At 61.1% G+C, this 19,249-nt stretch carries 17 protein-coding genes; 7 read left to right on the top strand and 10 right to left on the bottom strand.

Annotated features, from left to right (window positions below; translation table 11 throughout):
• Positions 1–90: 90 nt before the first annotated feature.
• From D3870_RS02325 to D3870_RS02280, 10 genes are all read right to left on the bottom strand, one after another.
• A complete protein-coding gene (locus tag D3870_RS02325; protein ID WP_119736336.1) occupies positions 91–1,521 on the bottom strand; it encodes a high affinity choline transporter 1 in 1,431 nt (476 codons plus the stop codon).
• 103 nt (positions 1,522–1,624) lie between these two features.
• Positions 1,625–2,221: a methyltransferase domain-containing protein gene (locus D3870_RS02320; RefSeq protein WP_119736334.1), complete on the bottom strand. Its 597-nt coding sequence runs from the start codon at positions 2,219–2,221 to the stop codon at positions 1,625–1,627.
• Between the two features lie 27 nt (positions 2,222–2,248).
• Positions 2,249–3,814, bottom strand: coding sequence for a ubiquinone biosynthesis regulatory protein kinase UbiB (gene ubiB / locus D3870_RS02315; RefSeq protein WP_119736332.1), 1,566 nt, complete (start codon positions 3,812–3,814; stop codon positions 2,249–2,251).
• On the bottom strand, positions 3,815–4,411 hold the full coding sequence (locus D3870_RS02310) for a ubiquinone biosynthesis accessory factor UbiJ (RefSeq protein WP_242489835.1): 597 nt from the start codon (positions 4,409–4,411) through the stop codon (positions 3,815–3,817).
• 109 nt (positions 4,412–4,520) lie between these two features.
• Positions 4,521–5,459: a Tim44 domain-containing protein gene (locus D3870_RS02305; protein ID WP_119736331.1), complete on the bottom strand. Its 939-nt coding sequence runs from the start codon at positions 5,457–5,459 to the stop codon at positions 4,521–4,523.
• An 8-nt stretch (positions 5,460–5,467) separates the two neighbouring features.
• On the bottom strand, positions 5,468–6,202 hold the full coding sequence (gene ubiE / locus D3870_RS02300) for a bifunctional demethylmenaquinone methyltransferase/2-methoxy-6-polyprenyl-1,4-benzoquinol methylase UbiE (RefSeq protein WP_119736329.1): 735 nt from the start codon (positions 6,200–6,202) through the stop codon (positions 5,468–5,470).
• A gap of 131 nt (positions 6,203–6,333) precedes the next feature.
• The gene (locus tag D3870_RS02295; protein WP_119736327.1) at positions 6,334–6,768 is read right to left on the bottom strand and encodes a gamma-butyrobetaine hydroxylase family protein; all 435 of its coding nucleotides are present in this window, start codon (positions 6,766–6,768) and stop codon (positions 6,334–6,336) included.
• An 18-nt stretch (positions 6,769–6,786) separates the two neighbouring features.
• Positions 6,787–7,233 (bottom strand): HIT family protein, encoded by a 447-nt coding sequence (locus D3870_RS02290; protein WP_119736325.1) that lies wholly within the window; start codon positions 7,231–7,233, stop codon positions 6,787–6,789.
• 6 nt (positions 7,234–7,239) lie between these two features.
• Positions 7,240–11,241, bottom strand: a complete 4,002-nt coding sequence (locus D3870_RS02285; protein WP_119736324.1) for a DUF3683 domain-containing protein — start codon at positions 11,239–11,241, stop codon at positions 7,240–7,242.
• A gap of 191 nt (positions 11,242–11,432) precedes the next feature.
• Positions 11,433–11,942, bottom strand: a complete 510-nt coding sequence (locus tag D3870_RS02280; protein WP_119736322.1) for a YqaA family protein — start codon at positions 11,940–11,942, stop codon at positions 11,433–11,435.
• Between the two features lie 135 nt (positions 11,943–12,077).
• Between D3870_RS02280 and ilvA the strand changes: the two genes are divergently transcribed.
• From ilvA to D3870_RS02245, 7 genes are all read left to right on the top strand, one after another.
• Positions 12,078–13,601, top strand: coding sequence for a threonine ammonia-lyase, biosynthetic (gene ilvA / locus D3870_RS02275; RefSeq protein ID WP_119736320.1), 1,524 nt, complete (start codon positions 12,078–12,080; stop codon positions 13,599–13,601).
• 142 nt (positions 13,602–13,743) lie between these two features.
• Positions 13,744–14,583: an NADPH-dependent 7-cyano-7-deazaguanine reductase QueF gene (queF, locus tag D3870_RS02270; RefSeq protein WP_119736318.1), complete on the top strand. Its 840-nt coding sequence runs from the start codon at positions 13,744–13,746 to the stop codon at positions 14,581–14,583.
• A 288-nt stretch (positions 14,584–14,871) separates the two neighbouring features.
• Positions 14,872–15,339, top strand: a complete 468-nt coding sequence (locus D3870_RS02265) for a PTS sugar transporter subunit IIA (RefSeq protein WP_119736317.1) — start codon at positions 14,872–14,874, stop codon at positions 15,337–15,339.
• Between the two features lie 14 nt (positions 15,340–15,353).
• Positions 15,354–16,292 carry an HPr(Ser) kinase/phosphatase gene (hprK, locus tag D3870_RS02260; RefSeq protein WP_119736315.1) on the top strand — a complete coding sequence of 313 codons (939 nt, stop codon included), beginning with the start codon at positions 15,354–15,356 and terminating at the stop codon, positions 16,290–16,292.
• Between the two features lie 54 nt (positions 16,293–16,346).
• On the top strand, positions 16,347–17,228 hold the full coding sequence (gene rapZ / locus D3870_RS02255) for an RNase adapter RapZ (protein ID WP_119736313.1): 882 nt from the start codon (positions 16,347–16,349) through the stop codon (positions 17,226–17,228).
• Complete coding sequence (locus D3870_RS02250; protein ID WP_119736311.1) at positions 17,215–17,841, top strand: LON peptidase substrate-binding domain-containing protein; 627 nt, start codon at positions 17,215–17,217, stop codon at positions 17,839–17,841. The genes rapZ and D3870_RS02250 overlap by 14 nt, the downstream gene beginning before the upstream one ends.
• Before the next feature lie 273 nt (positions 17,842–18,114).
• Complete coding sequence (locus D3870_RS02245) at positions 18,115–19,227, top strand: GGDEF domain-containing protein (RefSeq protein ID WP_119736309.1); 1,113 nt, start codon at positions 18,115–18,117, stop codon at positions 19,225–19,227.
• Positions 19,228–19,249 lie beyond the last annotated feature (22 nt).

Here is a 19,249-nt window from a genome sequence, read left to right as displayed (position 1 = left end):
GATGGCGCGCATTGCTTGCAGCAATGTCTTGCCAAAGCGATCGCAGCGGACCGGAGTCGATTCCGGCAAGCGAGCCGGCTTGCAATTTTGTCAGCGCTGCGCCACGACCGGACGGTCAACGACTTGCGGCATCAGCGAGCCGACGATCATCCCGCCCAGACTCATCAGCACACCGGCCAGCTGCGGCGGCCACAGCCCTTCCGGCGCGGCAAGTTCAAGAGACAGCCAGGTGGTCAGGCCAAGAAAAATCGCCGCCAGTGCGCCCTGCCGTGTCGCGCGCTTCCAGTACAAGCCGAAAGCCAGCGGCACGAAAGCGGCAACCAGCGTGATCTTGTAGGCGTTCTCGACCATCTTGAAAATGCTCGACTCCGTATTCATCGCAAACGTCGTGACGATTGCCGTAAAGATCACGACGACGACGCGCATCGAGAACAGGAATTGCTTGTCGGTTTGCTTCGGCAGCATGCCTTTCAGGATGTTTTCCGTGAAGGTCACCGATGGCGCGAGCAGCGTCGCGCTGGCGCAGCTCTTGATCGCCGACAGCAGCGCGCCGAAGAACATCACCTGCGCAAACACCGGCACCTTGGTCATGATCAGCGTCGGCAGGATCAGTTGCGAATCCTTGTCGATCAGCTCGGCAACCATTTTCGGATCGATCAGCGTGGCCGAATAGGCAAGGAACATCGGGATGAAGGCGAAACAGAAGTACAGCACGCCGCCCAGCACCGATGCGTTGCCGGCGATCTTTTCATTCTTGGAGGACGCGACGCGCTGGAACACGTCCTGCTGCGGAATCGACCCGAGCATCATCGTGATCCATGCGGCGATGAACCACAGGAGTTCTCTGCCGGTCGGTTCCGGCCAGAGTTCCAGCTTGCCGGCCGCGGCCGCATGCGCGATGACCGCGCCGGCACCACCGGCCATGTCGGAAACCTCCCAGCCGATGTACAGCATGCCGATCACGATGATGATCATCTGCAGGAAGTCGGTGATCGCGACCGACCACATGCCGCCCATCAGCGTGTAGACCAGCACGCTGGCTGCACCGATGATCATGCCGCCGTTCATTGAGATGTAGCCGCCGGACACGACGTTGAACACCAGACCAAGCGCCTTGATCTGCGCCGCGACCCAGCCGAGATAGGAGATGACGATGCAGATGGTGATCAGGACTTCAACGGTGCGGCCGAATTTGTTGCGGTAGAAGTCGCCGATGGTCAAAAGATTCATGCGGTACAAGGGCCGCGCGAAAAACAGACCGACCAGGATGAGGCACAGCGACGAACCGAACGGATCGGATATGACACCTCTCAATCCTTCCTTGACGAAGGTGGAGGAAATGCCGAGCACCGTTTCGGAGCCGAACCAGGTTGCGAACACCGTGGCGGTGACGACATACATCGGCAGCGAGCGTCCGGCCACCGCGAAATCCTTGGAATTCTTCACGTACCGGGCGGCATACAGTCCGATCCCGACCGAGATGATCCAGTAGAGAACAACAAACCAGAGAAGAGCGTTCATGGGATCGTCCTAGCGCGAAAAATGATCGACGGTCACGGTGAAAAGATTGCGCATTATAGCGGCACTCCTCTCGCTTTCAATGATGTCGGAAGCGCAATCCAGACTAGATCCTGCGCCACACCTGCCAGCGCTCCCTACCCTCGAACACCGGAACGGAATCCTCGACCGGCTGGTCGTCGATCATCTCGAAATGCGGCGCGAGCAGCATCGCCAGTTCGCCGGCATCGGCACCGAACGGCGGGCCCTTCGGCGAATTGTCAAAGTAGAAAAAGGCCGCCAGCAAACCGCCGGGCGACAGCAGCTCCGACCAGCGCCGTACCACCAGCGGCCATTTGTCACGCGGCAGAGCGCACAGGAAGGCGCGCTCGTAGATGCAGTCGAGCGGCCGTGGCGGCTCGAACTCGAAGAAGTCCGCCATCACCACCCGTTCGGCCAAACCGCCGAGCACCGCGCGTGCAGCCTGCACGGCAGCCGGCGAAAAATCGATGGCAATCACATCCCAACCCGCCTCGGACAGACAGGCGACTTCATAGCCGGTACCGCAACCGGGAATCAGAGTGACAAGGGGTCGTGATGATTGCGCGACGAAGCGCCGCAGCGCCGCCGGCACGCCGCCGCGATCCCAGGGCGTGAACTGGTGCGCGAAGCGTTCGGTCCAGAACGCCGAAGCGGAAGGGTCTCGGGTTTCAAAAGTCGGCATCGCTTTCTGCCCTAATACGCGTCCAGTCTAGTGCAGCCAGCGCTCGAGCAATTGCATGATCAGCACACCGCCGATCAGGCCGCCGCCGAAATACAAGAGAATGCTCAACAGCAAGTTGGTGCGCCTTTGCTCGACGATCAACTGCCTGAGCAGTTCGGCATTCTGCCTTTCCGGCTGCGCAATATGCGCCTGCAGGGCCTCATGCGCCAAGCGCGGCAACTCCGGGATCAGATGATTGTAGCGCGGTGCTTCTTCCTTGAAGCGCTGGATCAGGCCACGCCAGCCGACCTGCTCGTTCATCCAGCGTTCCAGGTAGGGCTTCGCGGTTTTCCACAGATCGAGGTCGGGATCGAGCTGGCGTCCCAGGCCTTCGATATTGAGCAGCGTCTTTTGCAGCAGCACCAGTTGCGGCTGCACCTCGACATTGAAGCGGCGCGAGGTCTGGAACAGGCGCAGCAGCACCTGGCCGAACGAGATGTCCTTCAGCGGCCGGTCGAAGATCGGTTCGCAGCAGGCGCGCACCGCCGACTCCAGTTCATCGACCCGCGTGTCCTTCGGCGCCCAGCCGGACTCGATATGCGCTTCGGCCACGCGCTTGTAGTCGCGCCGGAAGAAGGCGAGGAAATTCTGCGACAGGTAATCCTTGTCGAAATCGGTCAGCGTGCCGACGATGCCGAAGTCGAGCGCGATATAGCGGCCGAAGGTCTCCGGCTCGACCGATACCTGGATATTGCCGGGGTGCATGTCGGCATGGAAGAAGCCGTCGCGGAAAACCTGCGTGAAGAAAATCTCGACGCCATGGCGTGACAGTTTCTTCAAGTCGACGCCCGCTTCGATCAGGCGCTCTGTCTGCGAAATCGGAATGCCGCGCATGCGCTCCATCACGATCACCGCGGTCGAGCAGTAATCCCAGTGCATCTCCGGGATCGCCAGCAGGTCCGAGCCGTTGAAGTTGCGCCGCAGCTGGCTGCCGTTGGCCGCTTCACGCATCAGATCGAGTTCGTCGTGCAGGTACTTGTCGAATTCGGCCACCACCTGGCGCGGCTTCAGGCGCCTGCCATCGGCCCACAGCCGCTCCACCCATTCGGCGGCGATCTGCATCAGCGAAAGGTCTTCCTCGATGGTGCGCTTCATGCCGGGACGCAGCACCTTGACCGCGACATCCCGTCCGTCCTTGAGCGTGGCGAAATGGACTTGCGCGATCGAGGCGGATGCCACCGGATCGCGCTCGAAGCTCGCGAACAACTCATCCGGATGCGCGCGCAACGACCTGGTGATTTGCGCGATCGCAAGGTCGGGGTCGAATGGCGGCACGCGGTCCTGCAGGCGCGCCAGTTCGTCCGCGATATCCGCTGGCAGCAGATCGCGCCGGGTCGACAGCACCTGTCCGAACTTGACGAAAATCGGACCGAGGTCTTCCAGCGCCTGGCGCAGACGGACTCCGCGCGGCGCCGAGATGTCGCGCCAGAAAATCAGCGTATCGAGCAGCCGCGCGAGACGCGGCTGGGCCAATCCGGAGATGGCGATATTGTCGAGGCCGTAACGAACCGCCACCCGCGTGATCTTGAACAGCCGCAGTACCTTGAATAGCATTTAGCGACGTCCTTCCAGTTTCTCGATGCGCTTGGCGAGGCGTTCGACATCGTCGCGCAGCCGCGCGACATCGCCGCCAAGATCGCTCACGGCTTGCGGCCGCACCAGCATCGGCTTCTCTTCGAGGAAGTATTCGGCCAGGTTTTCCGCCAGCTTCTGCTGCGTCGATCTGGCGGTGTCGATCGCCGTGCGCGCACCGGCAACCAGCCGCGTGGCGGCGACGTCGCCGATCAGCTTGCCGAGATCTTCTTCCGCCTCCCAGCGCAGCGACTGGCTCAACTGCGAAATCGTGTTGGCGAAGTCGGCATCTCCCTCGATCTTGACGTACGAAAATGCGCGCTCGCGGTTCTGCGCGATCAGCGGCAGATCCGCCAGCCGGACACGAATAGTCACCGCCGTCGCGTCATCTTTATCCGCTGCCTGCACCATGCCGTCGGCGGTCGCCTTGAGCCTGAACGCCATCATGCCGGCGTCCACACAGGCGACCTTGCCGGCGTGCGCGGCCAGCTTTTCGCGTGCCCACGGCTCGTGGGCCAGCAAGTGATTGATCGCGGCGGGCAGCATGATCAAATGCGGGGAAGGAATCAGGGGACTCATTTCAACTGTGACAAGAAATGCGGACAAGAAGGGCCGCGCAAAAACAAAACCGCCCGTGAATCGGTTCACGGGCGGCCTCAAGTTTAACAGCTTGCCGAAGCTTATTTCATCAGGCTGGCGACAATTGCTGAATGCCTGCCAGCAGCCAGCCGCCCTGACCCGAAAGCGGCTTGGTCAGGTTCCAGATTTCGGTGAACGGCTCGGTCGGCGCATTCTCGGCCTCCTTGATCATGCCGGAGAACCTGACGCTGGCCATGTATTCCTCACCCACGGTTTCCACGCCGAGCAGTTCGGCATCCAGCGAGACGACATCGGTATGGTTGGGCGATGCGCCGCGCTCCTGCAATTGCAGCTTCAGTTCGGCGAACATCTCGGTGCTGGTGAATTCGCGGATGTCATTGACATCGGCCTTGTCCCACGCCGCCTGCAAGCGGATGAAGTAGGTCTTGGCATTGCGCAGGAAGGCCGGCACGTCGAAATCGGCGGGCACGTTGCCCGGCGCAACGGCTGCTGCGCCCGACACCGGGCTCGCTGCCTGCAATGCCGCCGGTTGCGCGGATGCCTCAAGACGGGAACCGATATCCGGCGTGCGGCTTGCGTCGTAGCCGCCCGGGTAGGCGGGTTGCACGTCAGCGTTGCCGGCGCTACCGCTGTTGCGGCGGAGCAGGCGCACGATGAACATCGCCGCCAGCGCGAATAAGGCGATCATCAATACCGCACCGATCACGTTGGCAAGCGCGCCGCCCAGACCGAGGTGCGACAACAGCGCGCCCAGTCCCAGACCCAGCAAGGCGCCGCCGAGGATGTTCTTCCACGGGCTGGCCGGCTTCGGTGGAACGGATTGCGGCGCAGCCGCAGGAGCCGCCGGTTTGGCCTGGTTCTGGTTCGACAGCTGCTGGTTCGGCGATTGCGCCGGTGCCTGACGGCTGTAGTTCTGCGACTGCTTGCCGAGCGAACCGCCGCCGCCCATGCGCTTGGCTTCAGCTTCGGTCACGACAAGCGACAAGGCCGAGACGGCCACCAGCATCGCAACAAATAATCTCTTCATATAGCCTCCTAAAACTTGATCCCGGTGTGCAGCGCGGCCACACCCGCCGTCAGGTTGAAATACTCGACTCGCTCCAGTCCGGCCTCCTGCATCATGCTCTTGAGCGTTTCTTGATCCGGGTGCATGCGGATCGATTCCGCCAGGTAACGATAACTGTCGGCATCATTGGCGATGCGCTTGCCCAGCCACGGCAGCACAGAGAAGGAATACACATCATACGGCTTTTTCAGCGGATCCCAGACCTTCGAAAACTCCAGCACCAGCAGCTTGCCGCCCGGCTTCAGCACACGGCGCATTTCCGCCAGCGCCGCATCCTTGTGCGTCATGTTGCGCAGGCCGAAGGCAACCGTCACGCGGTCGAAGTAATTATTCGGGAACGGCAGCTTCTCGGCATCACATAATAAGGTGGGGGTCGCCAGTCCCTTGTTCAACAGCCGGTCGCGCCCGACACGCAGCATTGACTCGTTGATATCGGTCAGCCACACTTCGCCGCTCGGCCCTGCCTGTTTGGCGAACGCCTTTGCCAGATCACCCGTGCCGCCGGCGATGTCGAGTACCTTGAACCCGGCCCGCACGCCGGCCTGCGCGATCGTGAATGTCTTCCAGATGCGATGCAGTCCGCCCGACATCAAGTCGTTCATCACGTCGTACTTCGCGGCAACGGAATGAAATACTTCGGCGACCTTGTGGACCTTGTCGTCTTCAGCGACGGTCTGATAGCCGAAATGGGTTGTGTTGGTCATGTTTGCGGCCTTGTTGAAATGAGTCGCACATTATACAAATCCGACTATGGCCCTATTGCCATGGTTCCCATGGCTTCAGTATAGGCGGCGCGCTTCGATCCGCACCTCGGTAGCGCGGGAAGTTCGAATCTTCAATGATGGTGTCCGCAGCCGTGACCGCCAGACTGCGTAGTGGACATGGGAATATCGCGTCCGGTTTCCCGCGTGTAACCGGCAGCCTCCAGGTGCTGCAGATAGTCTTCCCACAGCTGTGCCTGGTTCGCACCGAGCCAATACAAGTAGTCCCAAGAATAAATGCCGGTGTTGTGGCTGTCGGAGAAATGGGGTTGCACCGCATAGTTGCCCACTGGCTCCAGCGCCGTGACCAGCACATCGCGTTTGCCTGTTTGCAAGACTTCCTGCCCGGCGCCATGACCGCGCACTTCCGCCGAGGGTGAATACACGCGCAGCAGCTCGAACGGCAGGGAAAAGTCGGAACCGTCGTCGAAGGATATTTCCAGCACGCGCGACTGGGTGCGCAGGGTCAGCGCAGTCGGGTTCGGTATTGCATTCTTCAAGTCAGCCATGATGACATCCGGGACAGGTTAGAAAACGGATTGAGCAGACTGATCCAGCCGCTCGACGATCGCGGCGCGCAAGCGCGGAAGCAAGGCGCGTCGCCGCGACAGGTCGGCCGAATCGGGCGTGCGCCTGACTTCCCCCCATATCGGGTTCGGAAAATGCGCGTCGCTGGTGAAACGCGGAATCACATGCCAGTGCACATGCGGCACCATATTGCCCAGACTTGCCACGTTGATCTTGTCGGGATGCATGATCTCTCGCACCGCATCCTCGACCTGCCAGACCGCATCCATCAGCACCGTGCGGTCCGCAGCCGGCAGGTCGGTCATTTCCTGCGCATGCCCGTTCCAGATCACGCGGCAAAAGCCGGGATAGTGCGCGTCGTCCACCAGCACGACGCGATACTGGTCGTTCCGGTAGACGACCTCACCGCCCAATTGGGCACAGAGTTCGCAGGAGGTTTTCGCCATATTTCCCTATACCAGGATGCGCTCGATGCCGCCATTGTTGGCCTGCGCCACATAGTCCGGCAGCCAGTCTTCGCCCAGCAGATGACGCGCCATTTCGACCACGATGTAATCGGCGGTCGTGCCGGAATCCTCGTTGTAGCGCGACAAGCCCTGGAAGCACGAGGGGCAGGACGTCAGAATCTTGACGTCGCCGGAAAAACCGTCGGTGCGCAGCTTGTCGGCCCCCTTCTTCATTTCCTCTTCCTTGCGGAAGCGCACCTGCGTGGAGATGTCGGGACGACTGACGCCGAAGGTGCCGGATTCACCGCAACAGCGCTCGTTCTTCTCGACCTTCTGGCCATCGCTGGTGGTGATCAGCGCATTCACCGTCTTCATCGGATCCTGCTGCTTCATCGGGCTGTGGCAAGGGTCGTGGTACATGTAGCGGGTACCGGTCACGCCTTCCAGCTTCACGCCTTTTTCCAGCAGATATTCGTGGATGTCGATGATGCGGCAACCCGGGAATATCTTCTCGAATTCATAGCTCTGCAACTGGTCATAGCAGGTGCCGCAGGACACCACGACGGTCTTGATGTCGAGGTAGTTCAGCGTGTTGGCGACGCGATGGAACAGCACGCGGTTGTCCGTCATCATCTTCTCGGCCTTGTCATACTGGCCCGCGCCGCGCTGCGGATAGCCGCAGCACAGATAGCCCGGCGGCAGCACGGTTTGCACGCCGACATTCCACAGCATCGCCTGCGTCGCCAGACCGACCTGCGAGAACAGCCGCTCCGAACCGCAACCGGGGAAGTAGAACACCGCTTCGCTGTCGGCGGTGGTCTTCTTCGGATCCCGGATGATCGGCACGATCTTGTCGTCTTCGATGTCGAGCAAGGCACGCGCGGTTTTCTTCGGCAGGTTGCCCGGCATCTTCTTGTTGATGAAGTGGATCACCTGTTCCTTGATCGGTGGCTTGCCGTGCGTGGCCGGCGGCGCCTTGGTCTGCTTCTTCGCGAACTTCTTCAATACGTCGTTCGCGAGGCGCTGCGCCTTGAAGCCGAAGCCGGTCATCGCCGCACGCGTCGCATTGATGGTCGCAGGATCGGTCGCGTTCAGGAAGAACATCGCGGTCGCGGTGCCGGGGTTGAAGGACTTCTTGTCCATCTTGCGCAGCAGGTTGCGCATATTCATCGACACGTCGCCGAAGTCGATATCGACCGGGCAAGGCGTGACGCACTTGTGGCAGACCGTGCAGTGATCCGCGACGTCCTCGAACTCTTCCCAGTGCTTGATCGACACGCCGCGCCGGGTCTGCTCCTCGTACAGGAAGGCTTCGACCAGCAGCGAGGTCGCCAGAATCTTGTTGCGCGGCGAATAAAGCAGATTCGCGCGCGGCACGTGGGTCGCGCACACCGGTTTGCACTTGCCGCAGCGCAGGCAGTCCTTGACGCTGTTGGCGATCGCGCCGATATCACTCTGCCGCATGATCAGCGATTCGTGCTCCATCAGGCCGAACGACGGCGTGTAGGCATTGCGCAAATCGGACGGCATGTCGGGATCGTTCAGCAGCTTGCCCTTGTTGAAGCGGCCTTGCGGATCGACGCGTTTCTTGTACTCGCGGAAATCGCCGATTTCGTCTTCGGTCAGGAATTCCAGCTTGGTGATGCCGATGCCGTGCTCGCCCGAGATCACGCCGTTGAGCGAGCGCGCCAGCGTCATGATGCGCGCCACCGCGGCATGCGCATCCTGCAGCATCTCGTAATGGTCGGAGTTGACCGGAAGATTGGTGTGCACGTTGCCGTCGCCGGCATGCATGTGCAGCGCGACGAAGACGCGGCCGCGCAGCACGCGCTTGTGAAGCGCGCTGCATTCGTCGAGGATCAGCTTGAATGCTGCACCATTGAAAATCTGTCGCAACAGCGCGCGTACTTCCGCCTTCCATGACACGCGCACGGTGCGATCCTGCACCACATGGAATACCGTGGCATCCGGCTGCTTCGCCAGTCGATCCGCGAAGGTTCCGGCCGGCCTGTCGAGACCGAAGGCGATCAAGTCATCCTTCGCCTCGCGCAGCGGCTTGTCGAGTTGCGTCAGCAGATAGGACCAGCGCGCATGCGTGGCGCTCAGCAGCAGTTCCGCCTGACTGACGCGGTCTTCCAGCAGTTCGGCAGCGGGGATGTCCTCGCCTTCCGCGTCATCGCTCTTGCCGAGCGGCAGATTGCCGGCGGCGAAGAAGCTGCGCAATTCGTCGACCAGTTGCAGCTTGTTCTTGATCGACAGCTCGATGTTGATGCGTTCGATGCCGTCGGTGTATTCGCCCATGCGGTTCAGCGGGATCACGACGTCTTCGTTGATCTTGAACGCGTTGGTGTGCTTGGCGATCGCCGCCGTGCGGGCGCGGTCCAGCCAGAATTTCTTGCGCGCTTCCGGGCTGACCGCAACGAAGCCTTCGCCGACGCGCGTATTGGCGATGCGGATCACTTCGGACGCCGCACGCGCCACCGCATCCTCGTCGTCGCCGACGATATCTCCGAACAAGGCCATCTTCGGCAACACGCCGCGCTTGGACTTGGTCGCGTAGCCGACCGCGCGCAGGTAGCGTTCATCGAGGTGTTCGAGACCGGCCAGGATCGCGCCACCCTTTTTCGTTTCGCTGTCGAGGTAATCCTTGATCTCGACGATGGATGGGATCGCGTCTCGCGCCTGGCCGAAGAATTCGAGACAAACCGTGCGTGTGGACTTCGGCATCTTGTGCAGAATCCAGCGCGCCGATGTGATCAGGCCGTCGCAGCCTTCCTTCTGGATGCCGGGCAGGCCGGCGAGGAACTTGTCGGTAACGTCCTTGCCAAGCCCCTCCTTGCGGAAAGTGCGGCCTTTGATTTCGAGAATCTCGGTCTTGAACGGCGCGTTGCTCTTGCCCTTCTCGGCCGGATGCGTCCATTCGAGCCTGAATTTCGCCACCGGCACGTCGTGGATCTTGCCGAGATTGTGTTCGAGCCGCGTGACTTCGAGCCAGTCGCCGTTCGGATCGACCATGCGCCAACTGGCGAGGTTGTCGAGCGCGGTACCCCACAGCACGGCCTTCTTGCCGCCCGCGTTCATCGCGACGTTGCCGCCGATGCAGGATGCCTCCGCCGAGGTCGGATCGACCGCGAATACGAAACCGGCTTTTTCGGCCGCATCGGACACGCGCTTGGTGACCACGCCCGCGCCGGAGAAAATCGTCGCATAGGGACGATCGACGCCCGGCAGCATCGTCATTTCGACCGCGCCGAGCTGCTCCAGCTTTTCGGTATTGATGACGGCCGACAGCGGCGTCAGCGGGATCGCGCCGCCGGTGTAACCAGTGCCGCCTCCGCGCGGGATGATGGTCAGGCCGAGTTCGATGCAGGCCTTGACCAGGCCGGCCATTTCTTCCTCACCGTCCGGCGTCAACACGACGAACGGATACTCGACGCGCCAGTCGGTGGCGTCGGTGACGTGCGACACGCGCGACAGGCCGTCGAATTTGATGTTGTCTTTCGCGGTGTAGCGGCCCAGCACCTTGTTCGCGCGCTTGCGCAAATCGTACGTGCGGCGGAACTCCTCGCCGAAATCGGCCACCGCCTTGCGCGCGGCCTTGAGCATGATTTCGACCGTGGCGCTGCGTTGCTTCGCCTGCGGGCCATCCCCTTCGGCCTGATCGGTGCTGACGCGGCGCTTTTCAACTTCACCGAGACGATGGTTGAGCGCGTCAATCAACTCCTGGCGACGCCTGGGGTTGTCGAGCATGTCGTCTTGCAGGTAGGGATTGCGGCGCACGACCCAGATGTCGCCCAGCACTTCGTACAGCATGCGCGCGGAACGACCGGTCTGGCGCGCGCTGCGCAGTTCGTCGAGCAGGCGCCATGCCTCTTCGCCCAGCAGGCGAATCACGATTTCGCGGTCGGAAAAGGAGGTGTAGTTGTACGGGATTTCACGCAAACGCGCAGGGAGCGCACCGGCGGGCGCGTCGGAAAGAAGAGCTTGGATTTGTGCGGGGGCGTTCATCAGAAGTAGTCGGACTGACCCTAAAGGAGCATTTTAGCGTATTGCGATGCACCAAGCGGGAACAGCCTTGTTTCCGATGAGGCCAAAACCGGTGGCCTTGCAACACAACCCGATCCGGCACGGACAGGCATGGAACAGCGATGTTGCCTTTTTGAAAATCCGTGTTGCCAGTCCTTCGCCACCGGCGACCATCACGGCAAATCGACGCCCAGCGACATCCAGACGGCGATTTCGTGCCAGAAGCCGTCCGGCACGTGCAGCAGGATCGCGGTCATGGTCACATAGCGCAGGAATTTGCCGATCGCCATGTAGACCACGCATGCCCAGAATGGCAATTTGAGCCAGCCGGCCAGGGCGCAGAGCGGATCGCCGATCGCCGGCAGCCAGGCCAGCAGCATGGTCCTGGCGCCGAATCGCTGCAGCCAGCCGAACCAGCGGGTTTCGCGCTCCCGCGCAAACGTCCGCTTGGCGCAGTAGCCCATCCAGTAGTTGATCATGCCGCCCAGCGTATTGCCTACCGTCGCCACGCCGATCACCGGCCAGAACAATGCGCCGTTGACCTTGACCACCGCGAACACCGCCGGCTCGGAGCCGAGCGGCAGCAAGGTGGCCGATACGAGGCTGATCAGGAATACTGATGTCAGGCCGACCTGCGGCACTGCCAGCACACCCAGCAGCCAACTGATTGCGGATTCGATCATGAGCGGGACGGAGAATTTAGCGCGCTGAAGCCGCGACGCACTTGAAAACAAGACAACGAAGAAACATCAATGGGGCGTCCATTATAATGAGCGGCTTCCTCGCCCGCCTTGCGACAGGCTCAAAACATCGAATTCATGAGTACCGACTACCTCCAGAAAATCCTGACCGCCCGCGTCTACGACGTCGCCGTTGAATCCCCGCTCGAACTCGCACCCACGCTGTCGCAGCGCATGGACAACAGGATTTACTTCAAGCGTGAAGACGTTCAGAGCGTGTTCAGCTACAAGCTGCGCGGATCGTACAACAAGATGGCGCACCTGTCGCCTACCGAACTCAAGCGCGGCGTCATCTGCGCGTCCGCCGGCAACCATGCGCAGGGTGTGGCGCTGGCGGCAGCCAAAATGGGCTGTCGCGCAGTGATCGTGATGCCGACCACGACCCCGCAGGTCAAGGTCAATGCGGTGAAGGCACGCGGCGGCGAGGTTGTGCTGTTCGGCGATTCCTATACCGACGCCTACAACCATGCGCTGACGCTGGAAAAGAAACAGAAGCTGACCTTCGTCCACCCGTTCGACGATCCCTACGTCATTGCCGGCGCAGGCACGGTCGGCATGGAAATCCTTCGGCAGCATCCCGGCCCGATCCACGCGATCTTCGTTCCCATCGGCGGCGGCGGCCTGATCGCGGGCGTGGGCGCCTACGTCAAGGCGGTACGACCGGACATCAAGGTCATCGGCGTGCAAACCGTCGATTCCGACGCGATGGCGCGCAGCCTCAAGGCCGGCCGGCGCGTGACGCTGAACGATGTCGGCCTGTTCGCCGACGGCACCGCGGTCAAGCTGGTGGGCGAGGAAACCTTCCGCCTCGCGAAACTGTACGTGGACGAAGTCGTGGTGGTCGACACCGACGAGGTATGCGCGGCGCTGAAGGACGTGTTCCAGGATACGCGCAGCATCCTCGAGCCGTCCGGCGCGCTGGCGATCGCAGGTGCAAAAGCCTATGTCGAGCGCGCAGCGCTGGCGAAGAAACCCCTCCGCAACGAAACCCTGGTCACGATCGCCAGCGGCGCCAACATGAATTTCGATCGCCTCGGCTTCGTCGCCGATCGCGCCGAAGTGGGCGAAGCGCGCGAAGCAGTGTTCGCGGTCACGATCCCGGAGGAGCGCGGCAGCTTCAAGCGTTTCTGCGAACTGGTCGGGCCGCGCAACGTGACCGAATTCATCTACCGCATCAGCGACGAAAAAGTCGCCCACGTCTTTGTCGGCGTCCAGATCACCAGCCGCGAAGAGTCCGGCAAGATCACGAAGAATTTCGAGAAGCACGGTTTCAAGACGCTCGACCTGACGCACGACGAACTGGCCAAGCTGCACATCCGCCACCTCGTCGGCGGCAAGAGTCCGCTGGCGCACGATGAGCTGCTGTATCGCTTCGAATTCCCGGAGCGCCCTGGCGCACTGATGCGCTTCCTTGACAGCATGGCACCGAACTGGAATATCAGCCTGTTCCATTACCGCAATCAGGGTGGCGACGTCGGCCGCATCCTGGTCGGCTTGCAAGTGCCGAAAAAGGAAATGAAGTCCTTCCGCGCCTTCCTTGCCACGCTGGGCCACCGTTACTGGGACGAGAGCGAGAATCCGGCCTACAAGCTGTTCCTGTAATCGCGCGCCGTTCGAAACAGGCCTCAATCCATTCAAGCCGGAGTCTGAACACAAACCTCCGGCTGAACAAGCTGTCAAACCGTGGCGCGCACCGGGTTCAAAACCGGCCGCGTCAAGGTTGCAACATCTCAACCATATCAGCATGACTACATCCGACACGCCGGACGCATCACCGCTCGGCAAACCGACAACTTATCAATCCGAATACGAGCCGTCGCTGCTGTTTCCGATCGCGCGCCAGCCCAAGCGCGATGAAATCGGCATCAGCGGCACGCTGCCCTTCTTCGGCATTGACATCTGGAACGCCTACGAAGTGTCGTGGCTGAACCTGCGCGGCAAGCCGCAGGTCGCAATTGCCAGCATTACCGTGCCGGCCGATTCGCCCTGCATCATCGAATCGAAATCCTTCAAGCTCTATCTGAATTCCTTCAATCAAACCCGACTGGCTGGCCCCGAAGCGCTGACCGAACTGCTGCGCGCGGACTTGTCCGCCGGTTTCGGCGCATCCGTGCACGTCAAGCTGACCACGCCTGACGCGTTTTCGTCGCTGCAGATGGGCGAACTGGAAGGCTTGCTGCTCGACCGGCTCGATATCGAAGTGGAAGAATACGTGCCGAATGCATCGCTGCTCGGCGCCAACCACGAAGAAGCGGTCGTCGAGGAAACGCTGGTATCGCATCTGTTGAAGTCGAATTGCCTGGTGACGGGCCAGCCGGATTGGGGAACGGTGCAAATCCGCTATGTCGGCGCGCAGATCGACCAGGAAGGCTTGTTGAAATACCTGATCGGATTCCGCAACCACAATGAGTTTCACGAGCAGTGCGTGGAACGGATTTTCATCGACATTCTGCGTCAGTGCCGGCCGGAAAAGCTCTCGGTGTATGCACGGTATACGCGACGCGGCGGGCTGGACATCAATCCGTGGCGCAGCAACTTCACCACCGGACAGCGGCCATCGAATCTGCGCAATGCGCGTCAATAGGAAACATGCAGCCGGCTCGCGATTAATTGCACTACGGAAACACGATCGCCGCGGACACGCGACTGAACGGAGATATTGAAAAACCGGCCCTCAACGTCCATTTAATGGATGTAATGGATGACCCAACACGGCAGCAAGCTCCTTGGCAGTCGTCTTGTCCATTATCTTGATATTCATCACTAGCCTTTCCTGACATCCATCACATGGCCGGTCATTGCACAACGCGGAAAGAGGCCTATAATTCGTCTCGACACCACATTTTGTGCGGCGCACCATACCCTTTGCAACATGACTAACCTCGCTAAAATCCTGCTGCGCGAGAATGTCGTTCTCGATCTCGAGGTCTCGAGCAAGAAACGCGCATTCGAGCAGGCGGGATTGATCTTTGAAAACAACTGCGGCATCGCGCGTTCCGTCGTATCGGATAACTTGTTCGCGCGCGAGCGTCTGGGTTCCACCGGACTCGGTCATGGGGTCGCAGTACCGCATGGCCGCATCAAGGGATTGAAGGCACCGCTCGCCGCCTTCGTGCGCTTGAAGGATCCGATCCCGTTCGAGTCGCCCGACGCCCAGCCGGTCAGCCTGCTGATCTTTCTGCTGATCCCCGACCAGGTCACGCAACAGCATCTTGAAATCCTGTCGGAAGTCGCGGAGATGTTTTCGGATGAAGCGTTTCGCACCCTGCTTGCAACCGACCCCGATCCCGCATCGGTCCATGCGCGCATCACGGCATGGCAGCCCAGTGTGCATGCATAAATCCTGATGACGCCATGCCCGTTTCCTCGCTCCTGACGATCCAGCAACTGTACGACGATACCCGCGAAGCATTGCAGCTGGGATGGTTTGCGGGGTTCCCCGGCGGAGAGCGCCGCATCTCGGGCGATGCCACCTCGGCTGCCGACCAGGTGGGCCACCTGAACCTGATCCACCCGGGGCGCATCCAGGTCTTCGGCCATCAGGAAATCATCTACTACAACAAGCTGTCGCCCGCGTCGCGCAAGATCCAGACCGAGGAACTGATCGCCGGCGAGCCGCCTGCCTTCATCATCGCGCAAGGCCTCGAAACGCCGCCATACATGCTGGCGTTCTGCGACGAGAAGAACATTCCGCTGTTCTCCACGCCGCTGCCCGCCGCACAGGTCATCGACTACCTGCGCGTCTATCTGTCCAAGGAACTGGCGCAGCGCATCACGATGCACGGCGTGTTCATGGACGTGCTTGGCGTCGGCGTGCTGATCACCGGCGAGTCGGGACTGGGCAAGAGCGAACTGGGGCTGGAACTGATCTCGCGCAACCACGGACTGGTGGCTGATGACGCGGTGGAGTTTGCGCGCATCGCGCCGAACATGATCGAAGGCCGTTGCCCACCGCTGCTGCAGAACCTGCTGGAAGTGCGCGGCCTGGGCCTGCTGGACATCAAGACCATCTTCGGCGAGACGGCAGTACGGCGCAAGATGCGCCTGAAGCTGATCGTGCACCTGGTACGGCGCAAGACGCTCGAGGAAAACTACGAACGCCTGCCATTGCACTCACAGACGGAAGAAGTACTTGGCCTGCAAATCCGCAAGGTCATCATCCCGGTCGAAGCCGGCCGCAACCTCGCCGTGCTGCTGGAAGCCGCCGTGCGCAACACGATCCTGCAACTGCGCGGCATCGATACGCTCAAGGAATTCATGGAGCGCCAGCAAAAGGCCATGGGCAACGAATAACCCGGCATTCACCGCGACAGCCCCGATGTTGCGATTGCGGTATCATCGTTCGCTATGCGCATTATCCTCATCACCGGCATTTCCGGCTCCGGCAAATCGGTCGGACTGAACGTTCTCGAAGACGCCGGCTATTTCTGCGTCGACAACCTGCCGCCCAAGCTGTTGCGGCAACTGGTCGCGACCCGCATGGAAGAAGGCGGCCAGACGCTGGCCGTGGCCATGGACTCCCGCAGCGCAGATTCGCTGGCGGGCCTGCCCGCCGACATCGAGCAACTCAAGCGCGACGGTCACGACGTCAAGGTGATTTTCCTGACCGCCAAGACCGAATCGCTGATCACGCGCTTTTCCGAAACCCGCCGCAGCCATCCCCTGTCGCACCGGATCCGCCCGGACCAGATCGACGACGATTCGCCGACGCTGACCGAATGCATCCTCAAGGAACGCGAGATGCTGTCGGCTATCGAGGGCATCGGGCACGTGATCGACACCTCCGGCCTGTCCGCCAACAAGCTGCGCAGCTGGATCAAGGAGCTGGCCGATACCGAGCGCACTCCGCTCACGCTGCTGTTCGAATCGTTTGCGTTCAAGTTCGGCGTGCCGCTCGATGCCGACCTCGTGTTCGACGTGCGCATCCTGCCCAACCCCTATTACGACCTCACGTTGCGACCGCTGAACGGCAAGGATGCGCCGGTGATCGCGTTTCTCGATGCGCAGGCACAGGCCGGCGAGCTGCTGAACGACATGCGCGGCTTCGTCGAGAAATGGCTGCCGTCGTTCAAGAGCGACAACCGCAGCTATCTGACCGTCGCCATCGGCTGCACCGGCGGGCAGCACCGTTCCGTGTACATGGTCGAACAGATGGCAAGACACTTCCGCGCGTCCGAGCGCGTGCTGGTGCGCCATCGCGAACTCGCGCCCGAGTATGCCGCAAGCTGACGGCTGGCTGCCGCTCTTCCCGCTGAAGACGGTCCTGTTCCCGGGCGGGGTGTTGCCGCTGAAGGTATTCGAGACGCGCTACATCGACATGGTGCGCGACTGCATGAAACGCGACGCGCCCTTCGGCGTCGTCCTGATCAAGTCGGGCCAGGAAGTCGGCATCGCCGCGGAACCGGAAGCAGTCGGCTGTCTCGCATGCATTGCGCAAGTCGAGATACCGACGCTGGGTGTGATGCTGCTGCGCACCGAGGGCGGCGAACGTTTCCGCATACGCGAAACCCGCGTCCTGTCCGACCAGCGGCTGGAGGCGCAGGTCGACATGATCGCACCGGACACGGACAGCCCGGTCAGCGACATCCATCTTGTTTGCGCCGGCGCGCTGAAGGCGATCATCGACGATGTCGAAGCCACCGGCGTCGCGGCAGAGGGCAATGCATTCGTCAGCCCCTTCGCGCGTCCGCTGCAACTGGACAGCACCGCGTGGATTGCGAATCGCTGGTGCGAAATCCTTCCCATCCCGCTCAAGGCACGTCAGAAGCTGCTGGAATTGCGCGACGCGCAAAGCCGACTATCAATCGTCCACCAATATTTGCAGCAGCACCGAATCGTCTGACTGCGAATGCTGCGTCCGGCCGCGCCGGATAGATGTCAAATCATCAACATCAACTCCCGATCGGCCCGAATCCAACGCACCGGCAGTCCGCCTTCGCCCTGCACGGACGCAAAGGCAGCTTGCCGAAAGGCATTTTTCATCTCTTATTTGTTACCGCGCAAGATAGACCAACGGTATTCATACGATAAATACGATCTGGATCGCCTATCGACTCGGGCTGCATCGCACAGCTCATTGCGAATTCCCACCATTTTGACGAGCGTTGATTTTCGTATGTTACTGGACGAAGCACACGAACCCGTGCGGTCAGGCAACCTTGATCGCCGCAAAATTCCGCCGCCGGCGCGCGTTCAGCAGATCTCTCCGGTCGGCCTGATTTCCTTGCTGTATGCGTTCAGTCTGTTCATTTTCTATCATCAGGGTTTCATCAGCGGCACGAGCTTCATCGGTGCTGCAGCGGCAGTGCTGTGCCTCGTCATCGTGTTCTATGGCCTGTTCCGGCTCGGCCTGAATACGCGCGTTCCCGAATCCAGCCTGATGCTGCCGCAATTGCTCGCCGCGTTGCTGATCATGCTGACGGTGGCATATCTGGAGCGCGCGACCCAGATTGCGCTGGTGCCGTTCATGCTGATTGCATTTTCATTCGGCATCTTCCGCCTCTCGACGCCGTCGCTCATTCTGCTGTCGGCCGGATGCCTCGGGATGTATCTGGCGATGATCCTGATGCGGGGCCACAACGACGGGTATTTCCTGAGCTTTCGCGCCGATCTGATGCAGTGGTGCGTGCTTGCCCTCACCTTGCCCGCCATGATCCTGCTGGGAAAACAGATCCAGAATCTGCGCCAGCTGCTGAAAGCCACGCGTTATCAGCTCGAACACTATGAAGAAAAATCGATCCGCGACGAACTGACCGGACTGTACAACCGCCGACGGCTGCAGGCGGAACTGGAACAGGCCCGAGTGCAGGCCGACGAGAAGGACGTGCCGTTCTCCATCTGCCTGATCGACATCGACCACTTCAAGCAGATCAACGACAGCAACGGCCATCTCTCGGGCGACAGGATCCTGTGTGACTTCGCGCATCTCGCGCGCGAATGCATTCGCGACAGCGACACTTTCGGGCGCTACGGCGGCGACGAGTTCCTGCAGATCCTGTCGCACACCGATCTGAAGGGGGCGGTGATACACGCGGAGCGACTGCGCGTCTATGCGCACTTCCTCGATTTCCAGAAAGTCCTTGCGCAGAAACACATTTCTCTCTCGATCGGCGTTGCGCAGTATCGGGAAGGCGAGAAGATTGCCGATCTCATTGCGCGCGCCGATAGCGCCCTGTATCGCGCCAAGCAGCTCGGACGGAATCGGGTGGAATGGATCGACTTGCAGTAACGCGCAAGGCGAACGGCAAGCT

The sequence above is a fragment of the Noviherbaspirillum cavernae genome, from assembly GCF_003590875.1.
GTDB classification, from domain to species: domain Bacteria; phylum Pseudomonadota; class Gammaproteobacteria; order Burkholderiales; family Burkholderiaceae_D; genus Noviherbaspirillum; species Noviherbaspirillum cavernae.
The sequence above is the reverse complement of the archived record's forward strand: the minus strand, read 5'-3'. Positions and strand labels throughout refer to the sequence as shown.